Annotated in this window: 18 protein-coding genes; 13 read left to right on the top strand and 5 right to left on the bottom strand. The window is 70.3% G+C overall.

Features of this window, described 5'->3' with window-relative positions:
• Positions 1-31: 31 nt before the first annotated feature.
• Positions 32-1,030 (bottom strand): TAXI family TRAP transporter solute-binding subunit, encoded by a 999-nt coding sequence (locus tag ACIBJH_RS38255; protein ID WP_399121530.1) that lies wholly within the window; start codon positions 1,028-1,030, stop codon positions 32-34.
• An 88-nt stretch (positions 1,031-1,118) separates the two neighbouring features.
• On the opposite strand from ACIBJH_RS38255, the gene ACIBJH_RS38250 reads away from it, so the two are divergent.
• The 3 genes from ACIBJH_RS38250 to ACIBJH_RS38240 all read left to right on the top strand — a co-directional run bounded on the left by ACIBJH_RS38250 (position 1,119) and on the right by ACIBJH_RS38240 (position 3,987).
• Positions 1,119-1,556, top strand: coding sequence for a MazG nucleotide pyrophosphohydrolase domain-containing protein (locus ACIBJH_RS38250; protein WP_399121529.1), 438 nt, complete (start codon positions 1,119-1,121; stop codon positions 1,554-1,556).
• Between the two features lie 63 nt (positions 1,557-1,619).
• Entirely contained in the window at positions 1,620-3,137 is a 1,518-nt protein-coding gene (gene miaB / locus ACIBJH_RS38245; protein WP_399121528.1) for a tRNA (N6-isopentenyl adenosine(37)-C2)-methylthiotransferase MiaB, read from the top strand.
• 136 nt (positions 3,138-3,273) lie between these two features.
• Positions 3,274-3,987 carry a class III extradiol dioxygenase subunit B-like domain-containing protein gene (locus ACIBJH_RS38240; RefSeq protein ID WP_399121527.1) on the top strand — a complete coding sequence of 238 codons (714 nt, stop codon included), beginning with the start codon at positions 3,274-3,276 and terminating at the stop codon, positions 3,985-3,987.
• 229 nt (positions 3,988-4,216) lie between these two features.
• On the opposite strand, the gene ACIBJH_RS38235 is transcribed toward ACIBJH_RS38240, so the two are convergent.
• Both ACIBJH_RS38235 and ACIBJH_RS38230 read right to left on the bottom strand, forming a co-directional pair.
• Complete coding sequence (locus tag ACIBJH_RS38235; protein ID WP_399121526.1) at positions 4,217-4,507, bottom strand: antitoxin; 291 nt, start codon at positions 4,505-4,507, stop codon at positions 4,217-4,219.
• A gap of 23 nt (positions 4,508-4,530) precedes the next feature.
• Positions 4,531-4,788 (bottom strand): hypothetical protein, encoded by a 258-nt coding sequence (locus ACIBJH_RS38230; protein ID WP_399121525.1) that lies wholly within the window; start codon positions 4,786-4,788, stop codon positions 4,531-4,533.
• Positions 4,789-4,970: 182 nt separating this feature from the next.
• On the opposite strand from ACIBJH_RS38230, the gene miaA reads away from it, so the two are divergent.
• The 6 genes from miaA to hflX all read left to right on the top strand — a co-directional run bounded on the left by miaA (position 4,971) and on the right by hflX (position 13,179).
• Positions 4,971-5,909, top strand: a complete 939-nt coding sequence (gene miaA, locus ACIBJH_RS38225) for a tRNA (adenosine(37)-N6)-dimethylallyltransferase MiaA (RefSeq protein WP_399121524.1) — start codon at positions 4,971-4,973, stop codon at positions 5,907-5,909.
• A 108-nt stretch (positions 5,910-6,017) separates the two neighbouring features.
• On the top strand, positions 6,018-6,518 hold the full coding sequence (locus tag ACIBJH_RS38220) for a hypothetical protein (RefSeq protein ID WP_399121570.1): 501 nt from the start codon (positions 6,018-6,020) through the stop codon (positions 6,516-6,518).
• 94 nt (positions 6,519-6,612) lie between these two features.
• Positions 6,613-7,482: a diaminopimelate epimerase gene (gene dapF, locus ACIBJH_RS38215; protein ID WP_399121523.1), complete on the top strand. Its 870-nt coding sequence runs from the start codon at positions 6,613-6,615 to the stop codon at positions 7,480-7,482.
• 283 nt (positions 7,483-7,765) lie between these two features.
• Positions 7,766-9,910 (top strand): RelA/SpoT family protein, encoded by a 2,145-nt coding sequence (locus tag ACIBJH_RS38210; RefSeq protein ID WP_399121522.1) that lies wholly within the window; start codon positions 7,766-7,768, stop codon positions 9,908-9,910.
• Positions 9,911-10,057: 147 nt separating this feature from the next.
• Positions 10,058-11,545, top strand: a complete 1,488-nt coding sequence (locus ACIBJH_RS38205) for a M1 family metallopeptidase (protein WP_399121521.1) — start codon at positions 10,058-10,060, stop codon at positions 11,543-11,545.
• Between the two features lie 140 nt (positions 11,546-11,685).
• Positions 11,686-13,179: a GTPase HflX gene (hflX, locus tag ACIBJH_RS38200; RefSeq protein WP_399121520.1), complete on the top strand. Its 1,494-nt coding sequence runs from the start codon at positions 11,686-11,688 to the stop codon at positions 13,177-13,179.
• 63 nt (positions 13,180-13,242) lie between these two features.
• On the opposite strand, the gene ACIBJH_RS38195 is transcribed toward hflX, so the two are convergent.
• Positions 13,243-14,472 (bottom strand): trypsin-like serine peptidase, encoded by a 1,230-nt coding sequence (locus ACIBJH_RS38195; RefSeq protein WP_399121519.1) that lies wholly within the window; start codon positions 14,470-14,472, stop codon positions 13,243-13,245.
• A 297-nt stretch (positions 14,473-14,769) separates the two neighbouring features.
• Between ACIBJH_RS38195 and ACIBJH_RS38190 the strand changes: the two genes are divergently transcribed.
• From ACIBJH_RS38190 to ACIBJH_RS38180, 3 genes are all read left to right on the top strand, one after another.
• The gene (locus ACIBJH_RS38190) at positions 14,770-16,803 is read left to right on the top strand and encodes an IucA/IucC family protein (RefSeq protein WP_399121518.1); all 2,034 of its coding nucleotides are present in this window, start codon (positions 14,770-14,772) and stop codon (positions 16,801-16,803) included.
• Between the two features lie 92 nt (positions 16,804-16,895).
• Entirely contained in the window at positions 16,896-17,621 is a 726-nt protein-coding gene (locus ACIBJH_RS38185; RefSeq protein ID WP_399121517.1) for a GNAT family N-acetyltransferase, read from the top strand.
• A gap of 257 nt (positions 17,622-17,878) precedes the next feature.
• The gene (locus tag ACIBJH_RS38180) at positions 17,879-19,867 is read left to right on the top strand and encodes an ATP-dependent DNA helicase (protein ID WP_399121516.1); all 1,989 of its coding nucleotides are present in this window, start codon (positions 17,879-17,881) and stop codon (positions 19,865-19,867) included.
• A gap of 150 nt (positions 19,868-20,017) precedes the next feature.
• Here ACIBJH_RS38180 and lexA read toward each other — a convergent pair whose 3' ends face one another.
• Positions 20,018-20,797 carry a transcriptional repressor LexA gene (lexA, locus tag ACIBJH_RS38175; RefSeq protein ID WP_026151025.1) on the bottom strand — a complete coding sequence of 260 codons (780 nt, stop codon included), beginning with the start codon at positions 20,795-20,797 and terminating at the stop codon, positions 20,018-20,020.
• Positions 20,798-21,362: 565 nt separating this feature from the next.
• On the opposite strand from lexA, the gene nrdR reads away from it, so the two are divergent.
• Positions 21,363-21,914: a transcriptional regulator NrdR gene (gene nrdR / locus ACIBJH_RS38170; RefSeq protein WP_019072899.1), complete on the top strand. Its 552-nt coding sequence runs from the start codon at positions 21,363-21,365 to the stop codon at positions 21,912-21,914.
• The last annotated feature ends 139 nt before the right edge of the window (positions 21,915-22,053 follow it).

Here is a 22,053-nt window from a genome sequence, read left to right as displayed (position 1 = left end):
GCCTGAGGGGGCGTCAACGGCCCCTGTACGCCTACGGCTTGACGGAGCGGTAGTAGCGCCGGGCGCCCTCGTGCAGGGCCAGCGGATCGGTGTAGATCGCCGTGCGCAGGTCCACGAGCTGCGCGGAGTGGACATGCGCGCCGATGCCGTCCCGGCTCTTGATCACGGTCCTGGTGATCCACTCGGTGAGTCTGGGATCCAGATCCTTGCGGGTCATCAGCACGTTGGAGACGGCGATGGTGGGCACCGTGGACCCCCGCTGGATGTCCGGGTAGGCCGACTCCGGCATGTTGGTGGCGCGGTAGTAGCGGGTGGCGTCGCCCTGCTCGTGCATCTTCGCGACGAGGCCGGCCTCTATCGGCACGAACCGGAACGCGTAGTGGGCGGCCAGGTCCTTCAGGCCGTCCGTCGGCAGTCCGCCGGACCAGAAGAAGGCGTCCAGCTTGCCCCGCTTGAGCAGGTCCGGTCCGGTGTTGATGCCGGCCGCCACCGGCTTGACGCCCTTCTTCGGGTCGATGCCTGCCGCCGTGAGCACCCGGTTCGCGATCAGTCGTACACCTGAGCGGTCCGGCCCTACGGCCACCCGCTTGTTCCGCAGATCGGCCACCGAGTTGATGTTCGAGTCGCGCGGGACGATGAGCTGGACATAGTCGTCGTACAGCCGCGCGATCCCGCGCAGCCCGGAGGCGCCGGGCTTGCCGTCCGCCTCGTACGTCTCCACCGCGTCGGCCGCGGCGATGGTGAAGTCGGCGTGGCCGGTCGCCACGCGCGCGACGTTCTCCTGCGAGCCGGCGCTGTTCACCAGCTTCACCGTGAGGCCCGGCATGTCCTTGTCGAGCTCGGCCTGCAGCAGCTTGCCGTACTCCTGGTAGACCCCGAGCGGCGCCCCGGTGCTGAAGGTGATGGTCCCGGTCGGCGGCTCGTCGCCCAGGGGCAGCAGCCACCACAGCAGCAGCCCGAACACGACGAAGCCGGCCACCGCGCCCGTCAGGGCCCGGCGCCTGCTGATGCGGGAGAACACCTTGAGCATGCGCGCGATCCTGCCAGCCCTGGCGCGGTACTGACCAGGGCCCGGCTCGCGGGCCGGTGCTGTCAGTGGCGGCCGTTAGGGTCGTGGCATGAGTTCTTCGCCCGCCGACCTGGTCCGCGAATTCCACCTGGCCTTCGGGCTCGACGCCCGCAGCACACCCACCGAGGTCGCCCCCGACCTCGCCGCCCACCGCGGTGAACTGCTCGCCGAGGAGGCCGCGGAGGTCGCCGAGGTCTCGGTGAGCGGCCCCCTCGACCGACTGGCGCACGAACTGGCCGACGTCGTCTACGTCGCCTACGGCACGGCCCTCGTCCACGGCATAGACCTCGACGTGGTGATCGCCGAGGTCCACCGCTCCAACATGACCAAGATCGGCCCGGACGGCGAGATCGCCCGCAGGGCCGACGGCAAGGTCCTCAAGGGCGAGCACTACGAGGTGCCGGATGTGCACGGGGTGCTGCGCAAGCAGGGGTGGGACGGCGGCCACCGCGCCGGAACACCGGATTCCGGCCGTGGCTCCGAGTGATGTGAGCCCCGGCGGTTCCCAGCCGCAGAAGGAGTCACTCCCGGCACCGCCTACCCTTGTCGCATGAGCAGCGGTGACCGGAGCGAGGCAGTGGACGTCAAAACGTACGAAGTGCGCACCTACGGGTGCCAGATGAACGTCCACGATTCCGAACGGCTCTCCGGTCTCCTGGAGGGTGCCGGCTACGTGCGCGCCCCCGAGGGCTCGGACGGCGATGCCGACGTCGTCGTCTTCAACACCTGCGCCGTGCGCGAGAACGCCGACAACCGGCTCTACGGCAACCTCGGGCGGCTCGCCCCGATGAAGACCAAGCGCCCCGGGATGCAGATCGCGGTCGGCGGCTGCCTCGCGCAGAAGGACCGCGACACCATCGTGAAGAAGGCGCCCTGGGTGGACGTCGTCTTCGGCACGCACAACATCGGCAAACTGCCCGTGCTGCTGGAACGCGCGCGCGTCCAGGAAGAGGCGCAGGTCGAGATCGCGGAGTCCCTGGAGGCCTTCCCCTCGACGCTGCCGACCCGGCGCGAGAGCGCCTACGCGGCCTGGGTGTCGATCTCCGTCGGCTGCAACAACACCTGCACCTTCTGCATCGTCCCGGCGCTGCGCGGCAAGGAGAAGGACCGCCGCACCGGCGACATCCTCGCCGAGATCGAGGCCCTGGTCGGCGAGGGCGTCTCCGAGATCACCCTGCTCGGCCAGAACGTCAACGCGTACGGCTCCGACATCGGCGACCGCGAGGCCTTCAGCAAGCTGCTGCGGGCCTGCGGAACCATCGACGGCCTGGAGCGCGTCCGCTTCACGTCCCCGCACCCGCGTGACTTCACCGACGACGTCATCGCCGCGATGGCCGAGACGCCGAACGTGATGCCGCAGCTGCACATGCCGATGCAGTCCGGTTCCGACCCGATCCTGAAGGCCATGCGCCGGTCCTACCGCCAGGAGCGGTACCTGGGGATCATCGAGAAGGTCCGCGCGGCCATCCCGCACGCCGCCATCACCACCGACATCATCGTGGGCTTCCCCGGGGAGACCGAGGAGGACTTCGAGCAGACGATGCACGCGGTCCGCGAGGCCCGCTTCGCGCAAGCGTTTACGTTCCAGTACTCCAAGCGGCCCGGCACCCCGGCCGCGACCATGGAGAACCAGATCCCCAAGGAGGTCGTCCAGGAGCGCTACATGCGTCTGGTCGCCCTCCAGGAGGAGATCTCCTGGGACGAGAACAAGAAGCAGGTCGCCCGCACCCTGGAGCTGATGGTCGCCGAGGGCGAGGGCCGCAAGGACGGCGCCACCCACCGCCTCTCCGGACGCGCCCCCGACAACCGCCTCGTCCACTTCACCAAGCCGGACCAGGAGGTCCGCCCCGGTGACGTGGTGACGGTCGAGATCACCTACGCCGCCCCGCACCACCTCCTCGCCGAGGGCCCCACCCTGAACGTGCGTCCCACGCGCGCGGGCGACGCCTGGGAGAAGCGCAACGCGGCCGAAGCCGCCAAGCCGGCCGGAGTGATGCTGGGCCTGCCGAAGATCGGCGCCCCCGCGCCGCTCCCGGTCGCAACAGGGAGCGGTTGCGGCTGCGACTGAGCCGAGGTGCGGGGGCGGGGCTCCCCGCGCCGCACGGCTGTCGTCACGCCTGATGGCTTTCCTCATGCCTGACGGCCGTACGTGCCCGACGGCGTGGCCAGGTGGACTGCAGGTGCTCCTTGTTAGTGTTCCGACCATGCTCGTAGCCGCCGCCGTCTGCCCCTGCCCCCCGCTTCTCGTCCCCGATGTCGCCGCCGGTGCCGCGCCCGAGCTGGACGCCGCGCGTGCCGCGTGCACCGACGCGCTCGGGGTGCTCGCCGCCGCCCGGCCCGACCGGCTGGTGGTTGTCGGGCCCGCCGAGCAGAGCGGGCGCGGGCGGCATCCCGAGGGCACCCGGGGTTCGTTCCGCGGCTTCGGGGTGGACCTCGTTGTACGACTCGGGAAGGACAGGGTCGCCGTCTCGGAGCGGGTACTTCCCCCCTCGCTCGCCGTCGCCGCGTGGCTGCTGGAGCGGACCGGCTGGTCCGACGCCCCGATCGAGGGACTCGGTGTGGGGGAACCTCTCGCGGCCGAGCGGTGTATCGAAGTCGGGAGGGACATCGTCGCGCAGGCCGAGCGGGTCGCGCTGCTGGTGATGGGCGACGCCAGCGCGTGCCGGACGCTGAAGGCGCCGGGCTATCTCGACGAGCGCGCGGCACCGTTCGACGCCGAGGTCGCGCGAGCGCTGGGAGCGGCGGACGTACCGGCCCTCAAGGCGCTGGACGCCGAGCTGGCGTACGAGCTGAAAGCCTCCGGCCGCGCTCCCTGGCAGGTCCTCGCGGGCGCGGCGGAGGGCGCGGACCTCGGCGGCGCGCTGCTGTACGAGGACGCGCCGTACGGGGTCGGATACCTGGTCGCGACCTGGTCGTAGACGCGGTGCGGCTGTGAACGTGGTGCAGCCGAGAACGCGGGGCAGCCGTGGACGTGGTGCGGTCGACAACGCCTCGCTGCCCAGAACGCGGGGCAGCCGGCAACGCAGTGCAGCCGTGCACGTGGTCCAGCCGTGCACGGCGTCGTGAAGGCGGCGTAGCCGCGAAACGGCGGACGGCCGGGGAGCCCAGTGCTCCGCGGCCGTCCGCCGATCGATGTGCGGGTGCTGTTCAGGTGGTCGGCGGGGGCGAGTCCGGCGGTGCGGTCGTGCCGCCGGGCTCGTTCCCCGTGCTTCCCGCGCTCCCCGCGTCGTCCTTGTGCGCGAGTCGGTCCATGGCGTTCTTGGCCTTGCCCGTGCCCGTCTGGATCTTGTCGCTGTACTTGCCCTTGGTCTTCTCGTCGACCATCTTCGCGGCCTTGTCGAGGCCGCTCTCGATCTTGCCTCCGTGCTGCTGCGCGAGGCCCGAGACCTTGTCCTTCGCCGGGGCGAGTCTGGCCTTCAAACTGTCCATCAGACCCATGGTTCACCTTCCACGCGGGGCGGTCATGTGCGGGCGCCTTCACCGGCCTCGTTGTCGGCGGCTTCTTCGGCGGACTGCTGCTTGGGGATCTCGACGCCGTCCGCGGCCCCGACGGCCTCCGTCGCCGTCGTCCTGGCCGCTTCCTGAACGCCTGCCCCCGCCTCGGTCTCCGACACCTCGTCCGCCGCTCCGGCCGTGCGGTCCTCGGCCGTCTCCGTACCGGCGGTCGACGCCTCCTCCGTGGACTTCGACTTCCGGAGAAGCCGTTCAAAAACGCCCATATCCACTCCATACGTTACTCGTGCGGGCGAAATCCCGCGTAGCCCGGTGCGTCCGTTTGCGTCGCCCGGGTCGCCGCCTCCGGAAACCGGCGGCGGGACATCTCGCAACGGGCAACGACCCCGCACGGGCGCCGACACGTAACTCGTTCGAGGCGAGGTCCGACGTTTGCGAGACTGGGAACGTGAGCAGCGCACCCCCCGCCCCCCGAGTCATCGCCGTCGTCGGACCGACCGCGGCCGGAAAGTCCGATCTGGGCGTCTTCCTGGCCCAGCGCCTAGGTGGCGAGGTCGTCAACGCCGACTCCATGCAGCTCTACCGAGGGATGGACATCGGCACCGCCAAGCTGACGCCCGAGGAGCGCGGCGGCATCCCGCACCACCTCCTGGACATCTGGGACGTGACCGTCACGGCGTCCGTCGCCGAGTACCAGCGCCTCGCCCGCGAGCACATCGACGCCCTGCTCGCCGAGGGCCGCTGGCCGATCCTGGTCGGCGGCTCCGGGCTGTACGTGCGCGCGGCCGTCGACAACCTGGAGTTCCCCGGCACCGACCCCGAGGTCCGCGCCCGTCTGGAGGAGGAGCTCGCACTGCGCGGCTCCGGCGCCCTGCACGCCCGCCTGGCCGCCGCCGACCCCGAGGCCGCGCACGCGATCCTGCCCAGCAACGGCCGCCGTATCGTCCGCGCCCTGGAGGTCATCGAGATCACCGGCAAGCCCTTCACCGCCAACCTCCCGGGCCACGACTCGGTCTACGACACCGTCCAGATCGGCGTCGACGTGGCCCGCCCCGAGCTCGACGAGCGCATCGCGCGCCGGGTCGACCGGATGTGGAGCGCGGGACTCGTCGACGAGGTGCGGGAGCTGGAGGCACGGGGTCTGCGCGAGGGGGTCACCGCGTCCCGCGCGCTCGGCTATCAGCAGGTGCTCGCGGCGCTCGCGGGGGAGTGCACGGAACAGGAGGCGCGCGCGGAGACCGTGCGGGCCACCAAGCGCTTCGCGCGCCGCCAGGATTCGTGGTTCAGACGCGATCCCCGGGTGCACTGGTTGAGTGGGGCTGCGGCCGATCTCACAGAACTTCCGCACCTGGCACTGGCGTTGCTCGAACGACCGGTCACAGCCTGATCACGTCATGGCATCGGGACGCTCCAGCCGCGGTTGCGGCCTCCGGGGGCGTGCCATCATCGAGCTTCGATCGACCAAGTGGAGTCCGAGTTGGGAGGGCGCGTGGCGATGGAGGCCGGCCCTCGCGACACCGCAGAAGGCCCTGAGCAGGTCACCGCGGACCGTGGTGAACCGGAAGAGGTCGACGGTCGGCTGAGCCCCGACGGTCCGGACGAGATCCAGGGCGGCGTGACCGCAGACGGTCCCGGGCCGGACGAGATGTACGCGGGACCCGAGGTCGAGGTCGAGCTGCGCCCGCAGCGTCGCCTGCGTATCTGGCAGCTCGCCCCCATCGTGGCCCTGGCCGCCGTCGGCTCCCTGATGTTCGCCTTCCCGCTCGCCTTCGACTTCGGCGACAGCGGGGCCGTGATCGCCATGCTGGGCCTGTTGATCTGCTCCTGTGCGGCCGGTTGGGGCATGACCGCGGCCCGCCGCGTCGGCCACACCTGGCCCGGCTTCCCGCAGCGCGGCTCCGGGCGCCGTCCGGACTGGCGGGTCGTCATCGCCTACGCCCTGATGGTGGCCGTGATCGTGGTGCTCGCCGTGTGGCGCGTGGCCAGGCTCCGCTAGCCGCCGAGGCCGGTAAGCAGCTCATACGGGTCGGCCGTCGGGGTCGGTCACGACTGGTCGCCGGTATGTCGTAGCCACCCCGTACGATCGAGGAATGAGCACGCGGATCGCCTTCCTCAAGGGGCACGGCACCGAGAACGACTTCGTGATCGTCCCGGACCCCGAGAACGCCATCGACCTCTCCCCGGCCGCCGTCGCCGCCCTGTGCGACCGCCGCGCGGGCATCGGCGGCGACGGACTGCTGCATGTAGTGCGGTCCGCCGCGCACCCCGAGGCGCGGGACATGGCGGCCGAGGCGGAGTGGTTCATGGACTACCGCAACGGCGACGGGTCGGTCTCCGAGATGTGCGGCAACGGAGTGCGTGTGTTCGCGCGCTATCTCCAGCGCGCCGGACATGTGGCCGCAGGGGACATCGCGGTCGCCACGCGCGGGGGAGTCAAGACCGTCCACCTGGCCAAGGACGGTGACGTCACGGTCGGCATGGGCAAGGCGCTCCTCCCCGAAGGGGACGTCACGGTGAGCGTCGGTGAGCGCAGCTGGCCCGCGCGGAACGTGAACATGGGCAACCCGCACGCGGTCGCCTTCGTAGACGACCTCGCGCACGCCGGAGACCTGTACTCCCCGCCGCCCTTCAGCCCGGCCGGCGCCTACCCGCAGGGTGTGAACGTCGAGTTCGTGGTCGACCGAGGCCCCGGCCACGTGGCCATGCGGGTCCACGAGCGCGGCGCGGGCGAGACCCGCTCGTGCGGCACGGGCGCGTGCGCGGTCGCCGTGGCCGCCGCCCGGCGCGACGGCGCCGACCCGGCCGTCACCGGAACACGGGCGACCTACACCGTCGACGTACCCGGGGGAACGCTCGTGATCACCGAGTGGCCCGACGGCCGGATCGAGATGACCGGTCCCGCGGTGATCGTCGCCGAGGGCGAGATCGATGCCGAGTGGCTGGAAAACGCCATCCGCTGAACGGGTGATTCGTAGTCCTGGCCGCTCTGGAGGCCCTGATCCGAAGTCTCCGGCGGCCCGGTCGACCGGAAAGCACGGCCGACCCGACAGAGCGTGGCGCAAAACCGTAAACCTCCCGACCTTCGCTCGAATGGGTGATCCGTTTCACGCTCGGCGAGAGGCGGTCAGTCGCACGTGGTGGGCTCGGTAGCATCAAGCACCGGCCCGGACGGGGGATCGAAGATCCCCTGAGCCGAGTACGCCATGGGGCACCCGTCCGCCGGTCAAGCAGCCGGAGGTGCCCATGAGTGCGGAGGCCACGAACCCTGCGAGCCCAGGCCCTGTGACCAACACAGCGCCCCGCAGGAAGGCCCGCCCCCGGATCGACCTGCGCAGGCTCGGCCGGGCCGCCCTGCTCGGTCCCACGACCCGCGACCGGTTGCCCGACGCCATCGGCCATGTCGCCGAGGCGCATCGCGCCCACCATCCCGACGCCGACCTCGAACCGCTGCGCCGCGCCTGGGTCCTGGCCGAGTCCTCGCACCGCGGCCAGATGCGCAAGAGCGGCGAGCCGTACATCACGCACCCCCTCGCCGTGACCCTGATCCTCGCCGAACTCGGCGCCGAGACCACGACGTTGACGGCCTCTCTGCTCCACGACACCGTCGAGGACACGGAAGTGACACTCGATCAGGTCGGCGAGGAGTTCGGCGCCGAGGTGCGCTATCTCGTCGACGGCGTAACGAAGTTGGAGAAGGTCGACTACGGCGCCGCGGCCGAGCCCGAGACCTTCCGCAAGATGCTCGTCGCCACCGGCAGCGACGTCCGAGTGATGTCGATCAAACTCGCCGACCGGCTGCACAACATGCGCACCCTGGGCGTGATGCGCCCCGAGAAGCAGGCCCGTATCGCCAAGGTCACCCGGGACGTCCTCATCCCGCTCGCCGAACGGCTCGGCGTCCAGGCGCTCAAGACCGAGCTGGAAGACCTCGTCTTCGCGATCCTCCACCCCGAGGAGTACGACCACACACGCGAGTTGATCGTCGACAACGCCTCCCGCGCGGACGACCCGCTCGCCGAGGTCACCGACGAGGTGCGCACCGTCCTGCGCGACGCCGACATCCAGGCCGAAGTCCTCATCCGGCCACGGCACTTCGTCTCCGTGCACCGCGTCGCCCGCAAGCGCGGCAGGCTGCGCGGCGCCGACTTCGGCCGCCTCCTGGTGCTCGTCAACGAGGACGCGGACTGTTACGGCGTCCTCGGCGAACTGCACACCTGCCTGAAGCCCGTCGTCTCGGAGTTCAAGGACTTCATCGCCGTACCGAAGTTCAACCTCTACCAGTCGCTGCACACCGCCGTCGCCCACACGGACGGCCAGGTCGTCGAAGTCCTCATCCGCACCCACCAGATGCACAAGGTCGCCGAGGCCGGCGTCATCGCGCTCGGCAATCCCTACGCTCCTCCTTCGGAGGAGCAACAGGCCACCGGCGACGGAGAGCGTGCCGACCCCACCCGGCCCGGCTGGCTCTCCCGACTCCTCGACTGGCAGGAGGGCGCGCCCGACCCCGACACCTTCTGGTCGACGCTCCGCGAGGACCTCGCCCAGGACCGCGAGATCACCGTGTTCCGGCCCGACGGCGGCACGCTGGGCCTGCCCGACGGCGCGACCTGTGTGGACGCCGCGTACGCGCAGTACGGCGAGGACGCCCACGCCTGCATCGGCGCCCGCGTCAACGGCCGCCTGGCGACCCTCAGCACGGTTCTGCGGGACGGCGACACCGTCCAGCCCCTCATGGGCCAGGACCCGGCCTCGGAGCCCTCCAGGGAGTGGCTGGAGCACGCGCACACCCCCGCCGCCCGGATCGCCATCCAACGGTGGCTCGCGGCGCACCCGGGCAGCGGCGACGCAGAGGGCACCGAGGCGGACGCGGCGGCCCAGGACACACAGACCGTGCGATCCGCGCCCCCCGCCGCCGAAGACGCCCCCGCCGGCAACCCCGCCACTCCTGTCGTCGACCAGCCCGGCGCGACCGTACGGCTCGCCGGCTGCTGCACGCCCGTACCGCCCGACGAGGTCACCGGATTCTCGGTGCGCGGCGGGGTCGTGACCGTCCACCGCGTCGAGTGCAGCGCGGTGGCGCACATGAAGAGCGTGGGGCGCGCGGAGGTCGGTGTGCGCTGGGGCGACACCACCGAGTGCCGGGTCACGCTGGTAGCCGAATCGTTCGGCCGTCCCCATCTGCTGGCCGACCTCACCGAGGCCATGGCCCTGGAGGGCGCCGAGATCGTCTCGGCGACGGTCGAACCCCCGAGCCAGCAGCGCGTCCGCCACACCTACACGCTCCAACTCCCGGACGCTGCGCACCTCCCGGCCCTCATGCGGGCGATGCGCAATGTGCCGGGCGTCTACGACGTGAGCCGCGCGCAGCACCACACGACGGCCTTCTGAGCCCGGGGGCAGTACCGAGCCCCGCGTCTCCTCGGGGCGCGCGCCTCCGGCGTGCCCGGCGCCCCGTAGGCCCCCGGAAGACCTCGTTCGAGTGGGCCGGGCGCGAGTCGTCGACGTGCGGTACGCGCGCGCTGGTAGCGGTGGTCCATGCTGCTCACCCCCCGCACCGCCACCCCTGGGGCCGGTACCAGGGCTCCCCGACGGCTGAAGGCGGCCCTGCTCGCCTCCGCCGTGTCCGTCTGCCTCGTCGCCGCGAGTGCTCCGCCCACGCCCCTGGGCGTCGGGGACCGCCTCTTCCCCGACCTGGGCAACCCGGGCTACGACGTGGCGTCGTACGACCTCTCCTTCACCTATCCCGGCACCAACACCAAGCCGCTCCGGGCCGTCACCACCATCGACGCGTGGACAACGGAGTCCCTGGACCGGATCAACCTCGACTTCGCGCACGGCACCGTGGACTCGGTCGAGGTCGACGGCCGGCCGGCCACCTTCGCCAGTGCCGCGGAGGACCTGGTGGTGACGCCCGAGGAGCCGCTGGCCCAGGGGAGTTGGACGCGGATCACCGTGCGGCACACCAGCGACCCCGTGCCCGTCAAAGGGCAGGACGGCGGCTGGGTGCGCACCAAGGACGGGCTCGCGATGGCCAACCAGGCCGATGCCGCACACCTGGTGTTCCCGTGCAACGACCATCCCTCCGACAAGGCGATGTTCACCATCCGCGTCACCGCGCCCAACGCCTACACCGCCGTAGCCAACGGACTGCCGGCCGGCGTCGACAAGGACGGCGCGAACACCACCTGGACGTACCGCACCCAGCACCCCATGGCCACCGAACTCGCCCAGGTGTCCATCGGCCGCTCCGCCGTACTGCACCGCACCGGACCGCACGACCTGCCGATGCGCGACGTCGTACCTGCCCAGGACGCCCAGCGGCTCGAACCGTGGCTCAAGAAGACCCCCGACCAGATCGCCTGGATGGAGAGCAAGGTCGGCCGGTACCCCTTCGAGACGTACGGCCTCCTCATGGCCGACGCGTCCACCGGCTTCGAACTCGAAACCCAGACGATCTCTCTCTTCGAGAGAGATCTCTTCACCGAGCCCGCCTACCCCAAGTGGTACGTCGAGTCGATCATGGTGCACGAGCTGTCCCACCAGTGGTTCGGCGACAGCGTCAGCCCCCGCACCTGGTCCGACCTGTGGCTCAACGAGGGACACGCCACCTGGTACGAGGAGCTGTACGCGGAGGAGAAGGCGAACAAGCCCATGGAGACGCGGATGAAGGCCGCCTACGGTGTCTCCGACCGCTGGCGCGCCGCCGGCGGACCGCCCGCGCTCCCCAAGGCGCCCGCGCCCGGCCAGAAGATCAGCATCTTCCGCCCCAACGTCTACGACGGCGCCGCCCTCGTCCTCTACGCGCTGCGGCAGGAGATCGGCCGCCCCGCCTTCGAGCGCCTGGAGCGCACCTGGGTGAGCGTCCACCGGGACGGCACAGCCACCACCGCCGACTTCGAGGACCTCGCCTCCGCGATCTCCGGCCGAGACCTGGGCGACTTCTTCAAGGCCTGGCTCTACGGCGCGAAGACCCCGCCGATGCCAGGTCACCCGGACTGGGTGTCGCAGGCACCCGTGAAATAAGGCCGTGACGGGGCGATCCGTGCCGTGCGACCATCGTCGGGTCGGCGGAGCGGATCGCCCGGAATCTCCGGTCACCGGGAATCTCCGGGGACACTCGCACGTTATGACCTTCGTAGGACTCCCATCGACGTAAGGACCCAATGACCTCCTCTTCTTCCCCTTCCCAGGACACTGAGCGCTCCGCGCACACCTACCCCGAAGGTCTTCGGGCCGATGCCCTGATGGAAGAGGACGTCGCCTGGAGCCACGAGATCGACGGAGACCGGGACGGCGACCAGTTCGACCGCTCCGAGCGCGCGGCCCTGCGCCGTGTCGCGGGCCTCTCCACCGAGCTTGAGGACGTCACCGAGGTCGAGTACCGACAGCTCCGCCTGGAGCGTGTCGTACTCGTCGGCGTCTGGACCACGGGAACGGCCCAGGACGCGGAGAACTCGCTCGCCGAGCTGGCCGCCCTCGCGGAGACCGCCGGCGCGCTCGTGCTCGACGGTGTCGTCCAGCGCCGCGACAAGCCCGACGCGGCCACCTACATCGGTTCCGGCAAGGCCAACGAACTGCGGGACATCGTCCTGGAGACCGGCGCCGACACCGTCATCTGTGACGGTGAGCTGAGCCCGGGCCAGCTGATCCACCTCGAAGACGTCGTCAAGGTCAAGGTCATCGACCGTACGGCCCTGATCCTCGACATCTTCGCCCAGCACGCCAAGTCCCGGGAGGGCAAGGCGCAGGTCGCGCTCGCGCAGATGCAGTACATGCTGCCGAGGCTCCGCGGCTGGGGTCAGTCGCTGTCCCGTCAGATGGGTGGCGGCTCGGGCGGCGGCCTCGCCACTCGTGGTCCCGGTGAGACCAAGATCGAGACGGACCGGCGTCGTATCCGCGAGAAGATGGCGAAGATGCGCCGGGAGATCGCGGACATGAAGACCGGCCGTGACATCAAGCGCCAGGAGCGCCGGCGCCACAAGGTGCCCTCGGTCGCGATCGCCGGTTACACCAACGCCGGAAAGTCGTCCCTGCTCAACCGACTCACGGGCGCGGGCGTCCTGGTCGAGAACGCACTGTTCGCGACCCTCGATCCGACCGTGCGCCGGGCCGAGACCCCGGGCGGGCGGCTCTACACGCTGGTCGACACCGTCGGATTCGTCCGGCACCTGCCGCACCACCTGGTCGAGGCCTTCCGCTCCACGATGGAGGAGGTCGGCGACGCCGATCTGATCCTGCACGTGGTCGACGGTTCGCACCCGGTCCCGGAGGAGCAGCTGGCCGCCGTGCGCGAGGTGATCCGGGATGTCGGCGCCACGAAGGTGCCCGAGATCGTGATCATCAACAAGGCGGACGCGGCGGACCCGTTGACGCTCCAGCGACTGATGCGGAACGAGAAGCGGTCCATCGCCGTCTCGGCCCGCACCGGACAGGGCATCGACGAACTGCTCGCGCTCATCGACGCCGAACTGCCGCGCCCCTCGGTCGAGATCGAGGCGCTCGTGCCGTACACCCACGGCAAGCTGGTCGCCCGCGCCCACTCCGAGGGCGAGGTGATCTCCGAGGAGCACACCCCGGAGGGCACCCAGCTCAAGGTGCGGGTGCACGAGGAACTGGCGGCGGAACTCGCGCCGTACGTCCCGGCACCGCTGGCCTGACGGTCGTAGCGCAGTAAGCACTGAGGCTCGCCCCGGATCACCCGGGGCGAGCCTCAGTCGTGTCTACTGCCCTGCGAACTTCTTGCTGACCGAGTCGTACACGCCCTTGGCCACATCGCCCAGCCGCGGGCCCGCCAGCCAGCCCGAAGTCACCGGGCCGATCGAGGTGTTGGATACCAGCGCGGGCTTGCCGTCCGTGCCCGTCTCCACCCAGCCGCCGCCGGACGAACCACCGGTCATGCTGCAGCCGACGCGGTACATCGTCGGGTCCGAGGCGTTGATCGACAGTCGTCCCGGCTTGTCCGCGCACTGGTACAGCGTCGAACCGTCGTACGGCTTCGCCGCGGGGTAGCCGGTCGCCGTGATGCTCGACACCTTCGGCACGGCAGGCGCGTCGAAGTTCACCGGCAGCGCCGAACCGACCGTCTCCTCAAGGGACTTGCCCCCGCTGCCCTTCTCGGGCGTCACATGGATCACGGCGTAGTCGTACGACGAACCCTGCCCGCCCGTCTCACCGCCCTGGTCGATCCACTGCTGCGAGGTCTGCGCCCAGTCGGCCCACCAGACCCCGTACGGAGCGACCTGGGCCCGGGAGGCCGTCTCCAACTGGGCTGTCGTCATACCGGAGTTGTTGTACGACGGCACGAACGCGAGGTTGCGGTACCAGCCGCCCTTCTTGCCCGCGTGCACACAGTGGCCCGCCGTCCACACCAGGTTGGACTTGCCCGGGTGCGCCGGGTCCTCCACGACCGTCGCCGAGCAGACCATCGTGCCCTCGGGGGCATCGAAGAACACCTTGCCCGCCGTCGCCGCGTTGGCGTGGTACGTAGGCGACACGGCCTTCGCGTCCACGACCGCGGGCGTCGGGTCGGTCACGCCCTGGTCACCGGAGATGTCGTTGGTGTCGACGCCCTTGTCCGGGTCGTTGGCGTCCCGCATCCGGCCGGAACTCCACAGCCCGTCGATGATCGGGTTGATGTAGTCATTGGCCTCGCGCAGCCAGTCGTCCTTGTCCCAGTTCTTCCAGGCGCCGTGCTTCCACTTGTCGATGTCGATCCCGTGCTCTTTGAGCTTGTTCTTGATGTCGTCCGGGATCTTGATCTTGCCGTCGCCGGTGTCACCGCTGGTCGCCGCCGCCGTGGACTGGCCGTCCGCCTTCGTGTCACCGGAACCGCAGGCCGTCGCGGTGAGTGCGAGCGCCGAGGCGAGAGCGACGGCGGCCAGCACGGGGGTGGTTCCGCGACGCGCACCCCTGCCACGCCGGGCGGTGAAGGACGGCCGTATCGATCGCATGGTCTTGACTCCCCCTGGAGTGAACGGTTGGTGCGCCACGGCTGTGATCTCAGCCGGAACTCATGGTGAGTTCACGCTGAACTCACGACCTACGGGAACGGCATCACACACTATGCGCTCGCTGTGGGGGACTTCCGACGGAACGGCAACGGTTTCGCTACGGCAAGGATCTTGAAGCAACCCGTAACCCGTTGGGCGGTACGGGAGTTGGCTTCGACAGGGGCGGAGGGGGCTGCTGTCGACGCGTGGTCCGCTGTGCCCGGGGCGACGCGAGATCTCACATCCCGAGGAACAGTCTTGAACCCCACATCCACCTCTGACAGCCACTCCCACCCGCACACCCTGGCAGTGGCGTCGGCCCAGTCCGTTCCCCAACAGCAGCCGCGCAGCCCGGAAGTGACCCGTCCCCGGGGTGCGGGCGGCGACCTCCTGGAGCATCCGGACCCCCGAACCGCCGCCCAGGCCGCGGCCGTTGAGAACCTGCTGCGCTGTTGGGCGCGCGAGACGAACCTCCCCGCCCCCGACGACGGCACCCTCCGCATCCCCCTCCCTGCCAGCGGCACGGCCCTGCACGTCCGGGTCCACTACTGGTCCCCGACCGGCTGGCACCGCTTCGGTCCTCCCTACCTGTCCGACGCTCCCCATGGCGCACCACTCGCCGACGCGGTGACGGTCGCGGCGCTGTTCGCCAGGGAGACGGCCGCGCGCGACGGAGATCCCGCACAGGAAGCGGCGGCGGCAGCCGAGGCGACATCCGACACCGGCACCGATCTGGTGGCCCGCGTCGCCGACTCCCTCCGACGTACCGTCACCTTCATCACCGACCGCCGCGCACACCCGGCCGACGGCTCCGATCTCTTCCTCTCCGCCGAGCAGGCGCTCCTGCTCGGACACCCGCTCCACCCGACCCCCAAGAGTCGCGAGGGTCTCTCCGAGGCCGAAGTCCGGCTGTACTCACCGGAGTTGCGCGGCTCCTTCGCACTGCACTGGCTGGCCGTCGCCCCCTCCGTCCTCGCCACCGACTCGGCGTGGACGGAACGCGGCCGACCCGTCTCCGCCGCCCACCTCACGGCCCGACTCGCCGGAACCGGGCTGCCGCTGCCCGACGGACACGCGGCACTGCCCGTGCATCCCTGGCAGTGGCGCGAGATCCGACACCGTGCCGACATCACGGCCCTGATCGACGCCGGATCGATCCAGGACCTCGGCCCCCACGGCACCCCGTGGCACCCCACCTCCTCCGTACGAACCGTCCACCGGTCCGGCGCCCCCGCCATGCTCAAGCTGTCCCTGGGCCTCCGCATCACCAACTCCCGCCGTGAGAACCTCCGCAAGGAACTCCATCGCGGAGTGGAAGTGCACCGCCTGCTGCGCAGCGGCCTGTCCCAGCAGTGGCAGGCCGTCCACCCGGGCTTCGACATCGTCCGCGACCCGGCCTGGCTGGCCGTCGACGCGCCGGCGGACGGGGGCGGTGCCGACTGTGGCCAAAGGGGCGCAGGGGGTGCAGGCGGTACCCGTGCGCCCCTGGCCGGACTCGACGTGGTCATCCGGCACAACCCGTTCGGCCCGTCCGACGACGTCTCCTGTGTCGCCGGGCTCGTCTCGCCCCGGCCGTACACCGCGCGGAGGGCCAACGTCGGCGGACCGCAGGCGACTTCACAGACCGGCCACTTCGGCCTCTCCGGCCACTCCGCGCCCGGTGCGCCTCCGCTGCGGTCCCGACTGGCCGAGGTCGTCACCGGTCTCGCCGAGCGGACCGGCCGGTCCCGTGAAGCAGTCGCCGCGGAGTGGTTCCTGCGGTACCTGGAGCAGGTCGTCCGTCCCGTGCTGTGGCTGGACGGCGAGGCAGGCATCGCCCTGGAGGCACACCAGCAGAACACGCTGCTCCTGCTGGACGGTGCGGGCTGGCCCGCAGGGGGCCGCTACCGCGACAACCAGGGCTACTACTTCCGGGCATCCCGGCGCGCGGAACTCGACGCCCGGCTGCCGGGCATCGGCGAACACAGCGACGCCTTCGTCTCCGACGAGGTCACCGACGAACGCTTCGCGTACTACCTCGCGATCAACCACGTGTTCGGCCTCATCGGAGCGTTCGGCTCCCAAGGTCTCGCCGACGAACGGCTGTTGCTGTCCGCCTTCCGCCGCTTCCTCCGTGACGTCGCCTCCGGTCCCGCCCGGCTGCGCACCTCCCTGTCGGCCTGCCTGCTCGACTCACCCGTCCTGCGCTGCAAGGCCAACCTCCTGACCCGCCTGCACGGCCTCGACGAACTCATCGGCCCGGTCGACACCCAGTCCGTCTACGTCACCATCGCCAACCCCCTTCACTCCTGATCGCCAGTACCTCCTCTTCATTTCTGACCGCCGCCAACTCCCTTCGCCCCTGAGGAACATGACCCACCCCGTCTCCTGAGAGGAGCACAACCGTGCCTCCCACCGACGCGAGCGCTGACCCTGCGACCGCCCCCGGCTTCGACGCGAGTGCCGGTCGGAGCCAGGCCACGGACGGCGAGGACACCCTCCACCTCCGGCTGCCCGACGAGTTCCTCGCGCTCTGCGCCAAGGCGGACGTGGCCCGCGACGAACTCCTCGACCGTGTCGGCGACTGGGGGAGGACCCGTACGTCTGTGGGAGCCTTCCAACTCGTCCCCGTTCGGATCGAACGCGACCTGCCGCTGATCACCCGCTGGATGAACGACCCCGCAGTCGCGGCGTTCTGGGAACTGGCCGGCACTCGGACGCTCACCGAGGACCACGTGCGCGCCCAACTCGCCGGCGACGGACGCAGCGTTCCCTGTCTCGGCGTGCTCGACGACACCCCGATGAGCTACTGGGAGATCTACCGGGCGGACCTCGACCCCCTGGCCCGCCACTACTCCGCCCGACCGCACGACACCGGGATCCACCTGCTCATCGGTGAAGCCGTCGACAGACGACGAGGAGTGGGAAGCACTCTCATCCGGGCCGTCGCCGACCTCGTACTCGACAAGCGCCCCGCCTGCGCCCGCGTCGTCGCCGAACCGGACCTTCGCAACACCCCCTCCGTAGCCGCTTTCCTGAGCGCCGGTTTCCGGTTCTCCGCCGAGGTCGACCTGCCCGCCAAGCGGGCCGCCCTCGTGCTCCGGGACCGTTCTGTGCGCGATCTGTTGTAGCGCCACGTGGCAGCGCCATCACTTTTGGTACACCGCTCGGCCCGAATCGGTTCCACCTCGGCCGAGTCAATCCCCGTTCGACGCGAACCAGTGCCCGTCCGGCCAGACCAGGTCTCCGTCCGATCCGACCAGGTCTCCATCCGATCGCCACCCGGACGAAACCCGGCCCCGTCCGAAAGCCCCGAAGTCTTGATCCACTCCCTCCCTCAGCCGTGATCGCCCGGTTGTCAGTCCCGCCCCGTAGGGTTGGTCGCGCTATGACGAAGCCCTCACTCCCCGAACTCCTGCATGCTGCCGTCACTGCCGTCGGCGGTTCGGAGCGCCCCGGCCAGGTGACCATGGCCGAAGCCGTCGCGGAGGCGATCGACGACGGCTCCCATCTGCTGGTCCAGGCCGGCACCGGTACCGGAAAGTCGCTCGGTTACCTGGTGCCCGCGCTCGCGCACGGGGAGCGTGTGGTCGTCGCGACCGCCACCCTCGCGCTCCAGCGCCAGCTCGCGGAGCGCGACCTGCCGCGCACGGTCGACGCACTGCATCCCCTGCTGCGCCGCCGCCCCCAGTTCGCGATGCTCAAGGGCAGGTCGAACTACCTGTGCCTGCACCGACTCCACGAGGGCATGCCCCAGGACGAGGAGGACGGCCTCTTCGACCAGTTCGAGGCGGCGGCACCGACCAGCAAGCTGGGCCAGGACCTGCTGCGGCTGCGCGACTGGAGGGACGAGACCGAGAACGGCGACCGCGACGACCTCACGCCCGGAGTCTCCGACCGGGCGTGGGCACAGGTGTCGGTGTCCTCGCGCGAGTGCCTGGGTGCCCAGAAGTGCGCCTACGGAGCGGAGTGTTTCGCCGAGGCGGCCCGCGAGCGCGCCAAGCTCGCCGAGGTCGTCGTCACCAACCACGCGCTGCTCGCGATCGACGCCATTGAGGGCGCCCCCGTCCTCCCACCTCACGAGGTGCTGATCGTCGACGAGGCCCATGAACTGGTCTCGCGGGTCACCGGAGTTGCCACCGGCGAGCTCACCCCGGGCCAGGTCAACCGCGCGGTGCGCCGGGCCGCGAAGCTGGTCAACGAGAAGGCGGCCGACCAGCTCCAGACCGCCGCCGAGGGCTTCGAGCGGCTCATGGAGCTCGCCCTGCCGGGCCGCCTGGAGGAGATCCCGGAGGACCTCGGTTACGCGCTCATGGCGCTGCGGGACGCCTGCCGTACGGTGATCTCCGGGATCGGCGCCACCCGCGACAAGTCCGTCCAGGACGAGGACGCGGTCCGCAAGCAGGCGTTGGCCTCCGTGGAGTCCGTGCACGACGTGGCGGAGCGGATCAGCAACGGCTCCGAGTGGGACGTCGTCTGGTACGAACGCCACGACCGCTTCGGCGCCTCCCTGCGCGTCGCTCCGATGTCCGTCTCCGGCCTGCTGCGGGAGAAGCTCTTCGCGGACCGCTCGGTCACCCTGACGTCCGCGACGCTGAAGCTCGGCGGCGACTTCAACGGCGTGGGAGCCTCCCTGGGCCTCGCCCCCGAAGGCACGGCCGGCGACGACCTCCCGCAGTGGAAGGGCGTGGACGTCGGCTCGCCCTTCGACTACCCGAAGCAGGGCATCCTGTACGTCGCCAAGCACCTCTCGCGCCCCGCGCGGGACGGCGATCGCGCCGACATGCTGGACGAGTTGACCGAGTTGATCCAGGCGGCGGGCGGTCGCACCCTGGGCCTCTTCTCCTCGATGCGCGGTGCCCAACTCGCCGCCGAGGAACTGCGTTCCCGCATCCCCGAGTATCCGATCCTGCTCCAGGGCGAGGAGACGCTCGGTGAGCTGATCAAGAACTTCGCGGCCGACCCGAAGACCTGTCTCTTCGGCACGCTGTCGCTCTGGCAGGGTGTCGATGTCCCTGGCCCCAGCTGTCAGTTGGTGGTCATGGACAAGATCCCGTTCCCGCGTCCGGACGACCCGTTGATGAGCGCCCGCCAGAAGGCGGTCGAGGACGCGGGGGGCAACGGCTTCATGGCGGTGGCCGCGACGCACGCGGCACTGCTGATGGCCCAGGGCGCCGGCCGTCTCGTCCGGGCGTCGGGAGACCGTGGTGTGGTCGCCGTACTGGATCAGCGACTGGCCACCGCCCGCTACGGCAGCTATCTCAAGGCGTCACTGCCCGACTTCTGGTACACCACGGACCGTAACCAGGCCCGGAGGTCGCTGGCGGCGATCGACGCGAAGGCGAAGCAGGCGGAGGCGGAAGCGGAGACGGAGTGACCGACGGTTGCCCTGGTGTCTCAGGGCAACCGCTGATCGACAGCGGTCGCTGCCCTGCCGGACTCGGGACAGCACAGGACCCCGGAACCGGCGCAGGGGTCCCGGGGTCCGGTCAGGGGGTGGGCCGATGCGGCCCGCCCGCCGCGGCCGTCACACGCGCCGCAGCACCGCCACCACCTTGCCGAGGATCGTCGCGTCGTCGCCGGGGATCGGCTCGTATGCGGAGTTGTGCGGGAGGAGCCAGACATGGCCGTCCTCGCGCTTGAAGCGCTTGACGGTGGCCTCGCCCTCAAGCATGGCGGCCACGATGTCGCCGTTCTCCGCGACCGGCTGGCGGCGCACGGTCACCCAGTCGCCGTCACAGATCGCGGCCTCGATCATCGAGTCACCTACGACCTTGAGGACGAACAGCTCACCGTCTCCGACCAGTTGGCGGGGGAGGGGGAACACGTCCTCGACCGACTCCTCGGCGAGGATCGGGCCACCGGCGGCGATCCGGCCCACCAGAGGGACGTACGACGCGGCGGGCTTGCCCGCGGTGTCCGTGGGCTGCACCGACGAGGACTGGTCGGAGCCACGGACCTCGTACGCGCGCGGGCGGTGCGGGTCGCGGCGCAGGAAGCCCTTGCGCTCCAGTGCCATCAGCTGGTGTGCGACCGAGGACGTGCTGGACAGGCCGACGGCCTGGCCGATCTCGCGCATCGACGGCGGATAGCCCCGGCGTTGCACCGAGTCCCTGATGACCTCGATCACCCGACGCTGCCGGTCCGTGAGCCCCGAGCTGTCCGCCCGGATGCCGGGAGGTCGGCCCGGCAGGGAGCGCTTGTGTCCCTCGGGATTCGCGGCTTCGTTCATTGCATGCACCGGTTCGAGTCGGCCCTGGGAGCGATCCTGGGCAGTGATGGTGGCGCTGTCTGCGGTGGTGGTCACGTCGGCCCCTCTCGATGTTCTCCCTGCTGGACAACGGTAGTTGCTTTCGAAAGGTTGCGCCAAACACACGTTCGAGTGAAAAAACGCAGATAGCCTGCCGTGATCGCGTGTCTGGGTGTATGGCCGACGTGGCACCTGGCGGACAAAGGGGCCCATTGTCGGGCTCTTCGCCGCCTGGGTGGTGACCTTGCGGGTTGTCGCCCCAGTCTGCCACCCGGTGTCCGGGCAACCGGGGGGCGGTCCCGTTCTGTGCGGGAGCCCCACGTCTTCTCCGTGCCGCGCTCACGGTATCCCCGTAAGTGCCCTGACGGTACGGGTGTGTGCCCGCGTGTCCGGGGCGACGGTATGGCCGTATGGCACATGCCAATACCGGTGCGACACGCGCGTGCGGCGTGTTTGTGTGGGCCAATCACCACATCTAGTGGTTGGATTGCGGCAGCAGCCCAGAAGTTGTGGTCCCCCGGGTCTCCATCGTCTCGGCCATCGCCTATGCTTGGGGCTGCTTCGAGAGGCCCAAGGGGTCTTACGAGGCTATTGAGTCTGCTGTGAGGGAGGGTTGGAGATCATGCACTGCCCCTTCTGCAGGCACCCCGACAGCCGTGTCGTCGACAGCCGTACGACGGACGACGGCACGTCGATCCGCCGACGCCGCCAGTGCCCTGACTGCTCCCGTCGTTTCACGACCGTGGAGACGTGCTCGCTCATGGTGGTCAAGCGGTCCGGAGTCACCGAGCCTTTCAGTCGTACCAAGGTCATCAACGGTGTGCGCAAGGCATGCCAAGGACGGCCTGTCACCGAGGACGCGCTCGCCCAACTCGGCCAGCGGGTCGAGGAAGCGGTGCGCGCCACCGGAAGCGCCGAACTGACCACCCATGACGTCGGGCTGGCCATACTCGGCCCGTTGCAGGAACTCGACCTCGTCGCCTATCTGCGATTCGCCTCCGTCTACCGGGCTTTCGACTCGTTGGACGATTTCGAGGCCGCGATCGTGGAACTGAGGGAAGCGACGCCAGGCCCCGCCGCGGACGACGAAGACGCGGGATCGGGGAGCCAGGAAGACGACGGCGGGCCCGGAGGGACTGTTCAGGTCCCGGTGCCCGCCCACTCCGCCGACTGACCGACGGACCGGAACCGGGCGGAGACCCCGGATCCGGTCGGACGGCGGCGGACCAGGACTTGTCGCGGAGCCATGAGCGTGTGGGCTGCCGTGACACCAGACAAACACTCTGCCACGGGAACATCGTGGCATTTCAGGG

The organism is Streptomyces sp. NPDC050548 (assembly GCF_044457385.1).
GTDB lineage: Bacteria > Actinomycetota > Actinomycetes > Streptomycetales > Streptomycetaceae > Streptomyces.
This window is presented reverse-complemented; position numbering and strand designations above follow the sequence as displayed.

What these genes read in the sequence shown, in the direction of transcription:
- dapF (WP_399121523.1), top strand. Translation starts at nt 6,613, where the DNA reads ATGAGCACGCGGATCGCCTTCCTCAAGGGGCACGGCACCGAGAACGAC.
- ACIBJH_RS38230 (WP_399121525.1), bottom strand. Translation starts at nt 4,788, where the DNA reads ATGGGCGTTTTTGAACGGCTTCTCCGGAAGTCGAAGTCCACGGAGGAG.
- ACIBJH_RS38195 (WP_399121519.1), bottom strand. Translation starts at nt 14,472, where the DNA reads ATGCGATCGATACGGCCGTCCTTCACCGCCCGGCGTGGCAGGGGTGCG.
- ACIBJH_RS38220 (WP_399121570.1), top strand. Translation starts at nt 6,018, where the DNA reads ATGGAGGCCGGCCCTCGCGACACCGCAGAAGGCCCTGAGCAGGTCACC.
- nrdR (WP_019072899.1), top strand. Translation starts at nt 21,363, where the DNA reads ATGCACTGCCCCTTCTGCAGGCACCCCGACAGCCGTGTCGTCGACAGC.
- ACIBJH_RS38180 (WP_399121516.1), top strand. Translation starts at nt 17,879, where the DNA reads ATGACGAAGCCCTCACTCCCCGAACTCCTGCATGCTGCCGTCACTGCC.
- ACIBJH_RS38240 (WP_399121527.1), top strand. Translation starts at nt 3,274, where the DNA reads ATGCTCGTAGCCGCCGCCGTCTGCCCCTGCCCCCCGCTTCTCGTCCCC.
- ACIBJH_RS38235 (WP_399121526.1), bottom strand. Translation starts at nt 4,507, where the DNA reads ATGGGTCTGATGGACAGTTTGAAGGCCAGACTCGCCCCGGCGAAGGAC.
- hflX (WP_399121520.1), top strand. Translation starts at nt 11,686, where the DNA reads ATGACCTCCTCTTCTTCCCCTTCCCAGGACACTGAGCGCTCCGCGCAC.
- ACIBJH_RS38210 (WP_399121522.1), top strand. Translation starts at nt 7,766, where the DNA reads ATGAGTGCGGAGGCCACGAACCCTGCGAGCCCAGGCCCTGTGACCAAC.
- ACIBJH_RS38205 (WP_399121521.1), top strand. Translation starts at nt 10,058, where the DNA reads ATGCTGCTCACCCCCCGCACCGCCACCCCTGGGGCCGGTACCAGGGCT.
- ACIBJH_RS38250 (WP_399121529.1), top strand. Translation starts at nt 1,119, where the DNA reads ATGAGTTCTTCGCCCGCCGACCTGGTCCGCGAATTCCACCTGGCCTTC.
- ACIBJH_RS38255 (WP_399121530.1), bottom strand. Translation starts at nt 1,030, where the DNA reads ATGCTCAAGGTGTTCTCCCGCATCAGCAGGCGCCGGGCCCTGACGGGC.
- miaB (WP_399121528.1), top strand. Translation starts at nt 1,620, where the DNA reads ATGAGCAGCGGTGACCGGAGCGAGGCAGTGGACGTCAAAACGTACGAA.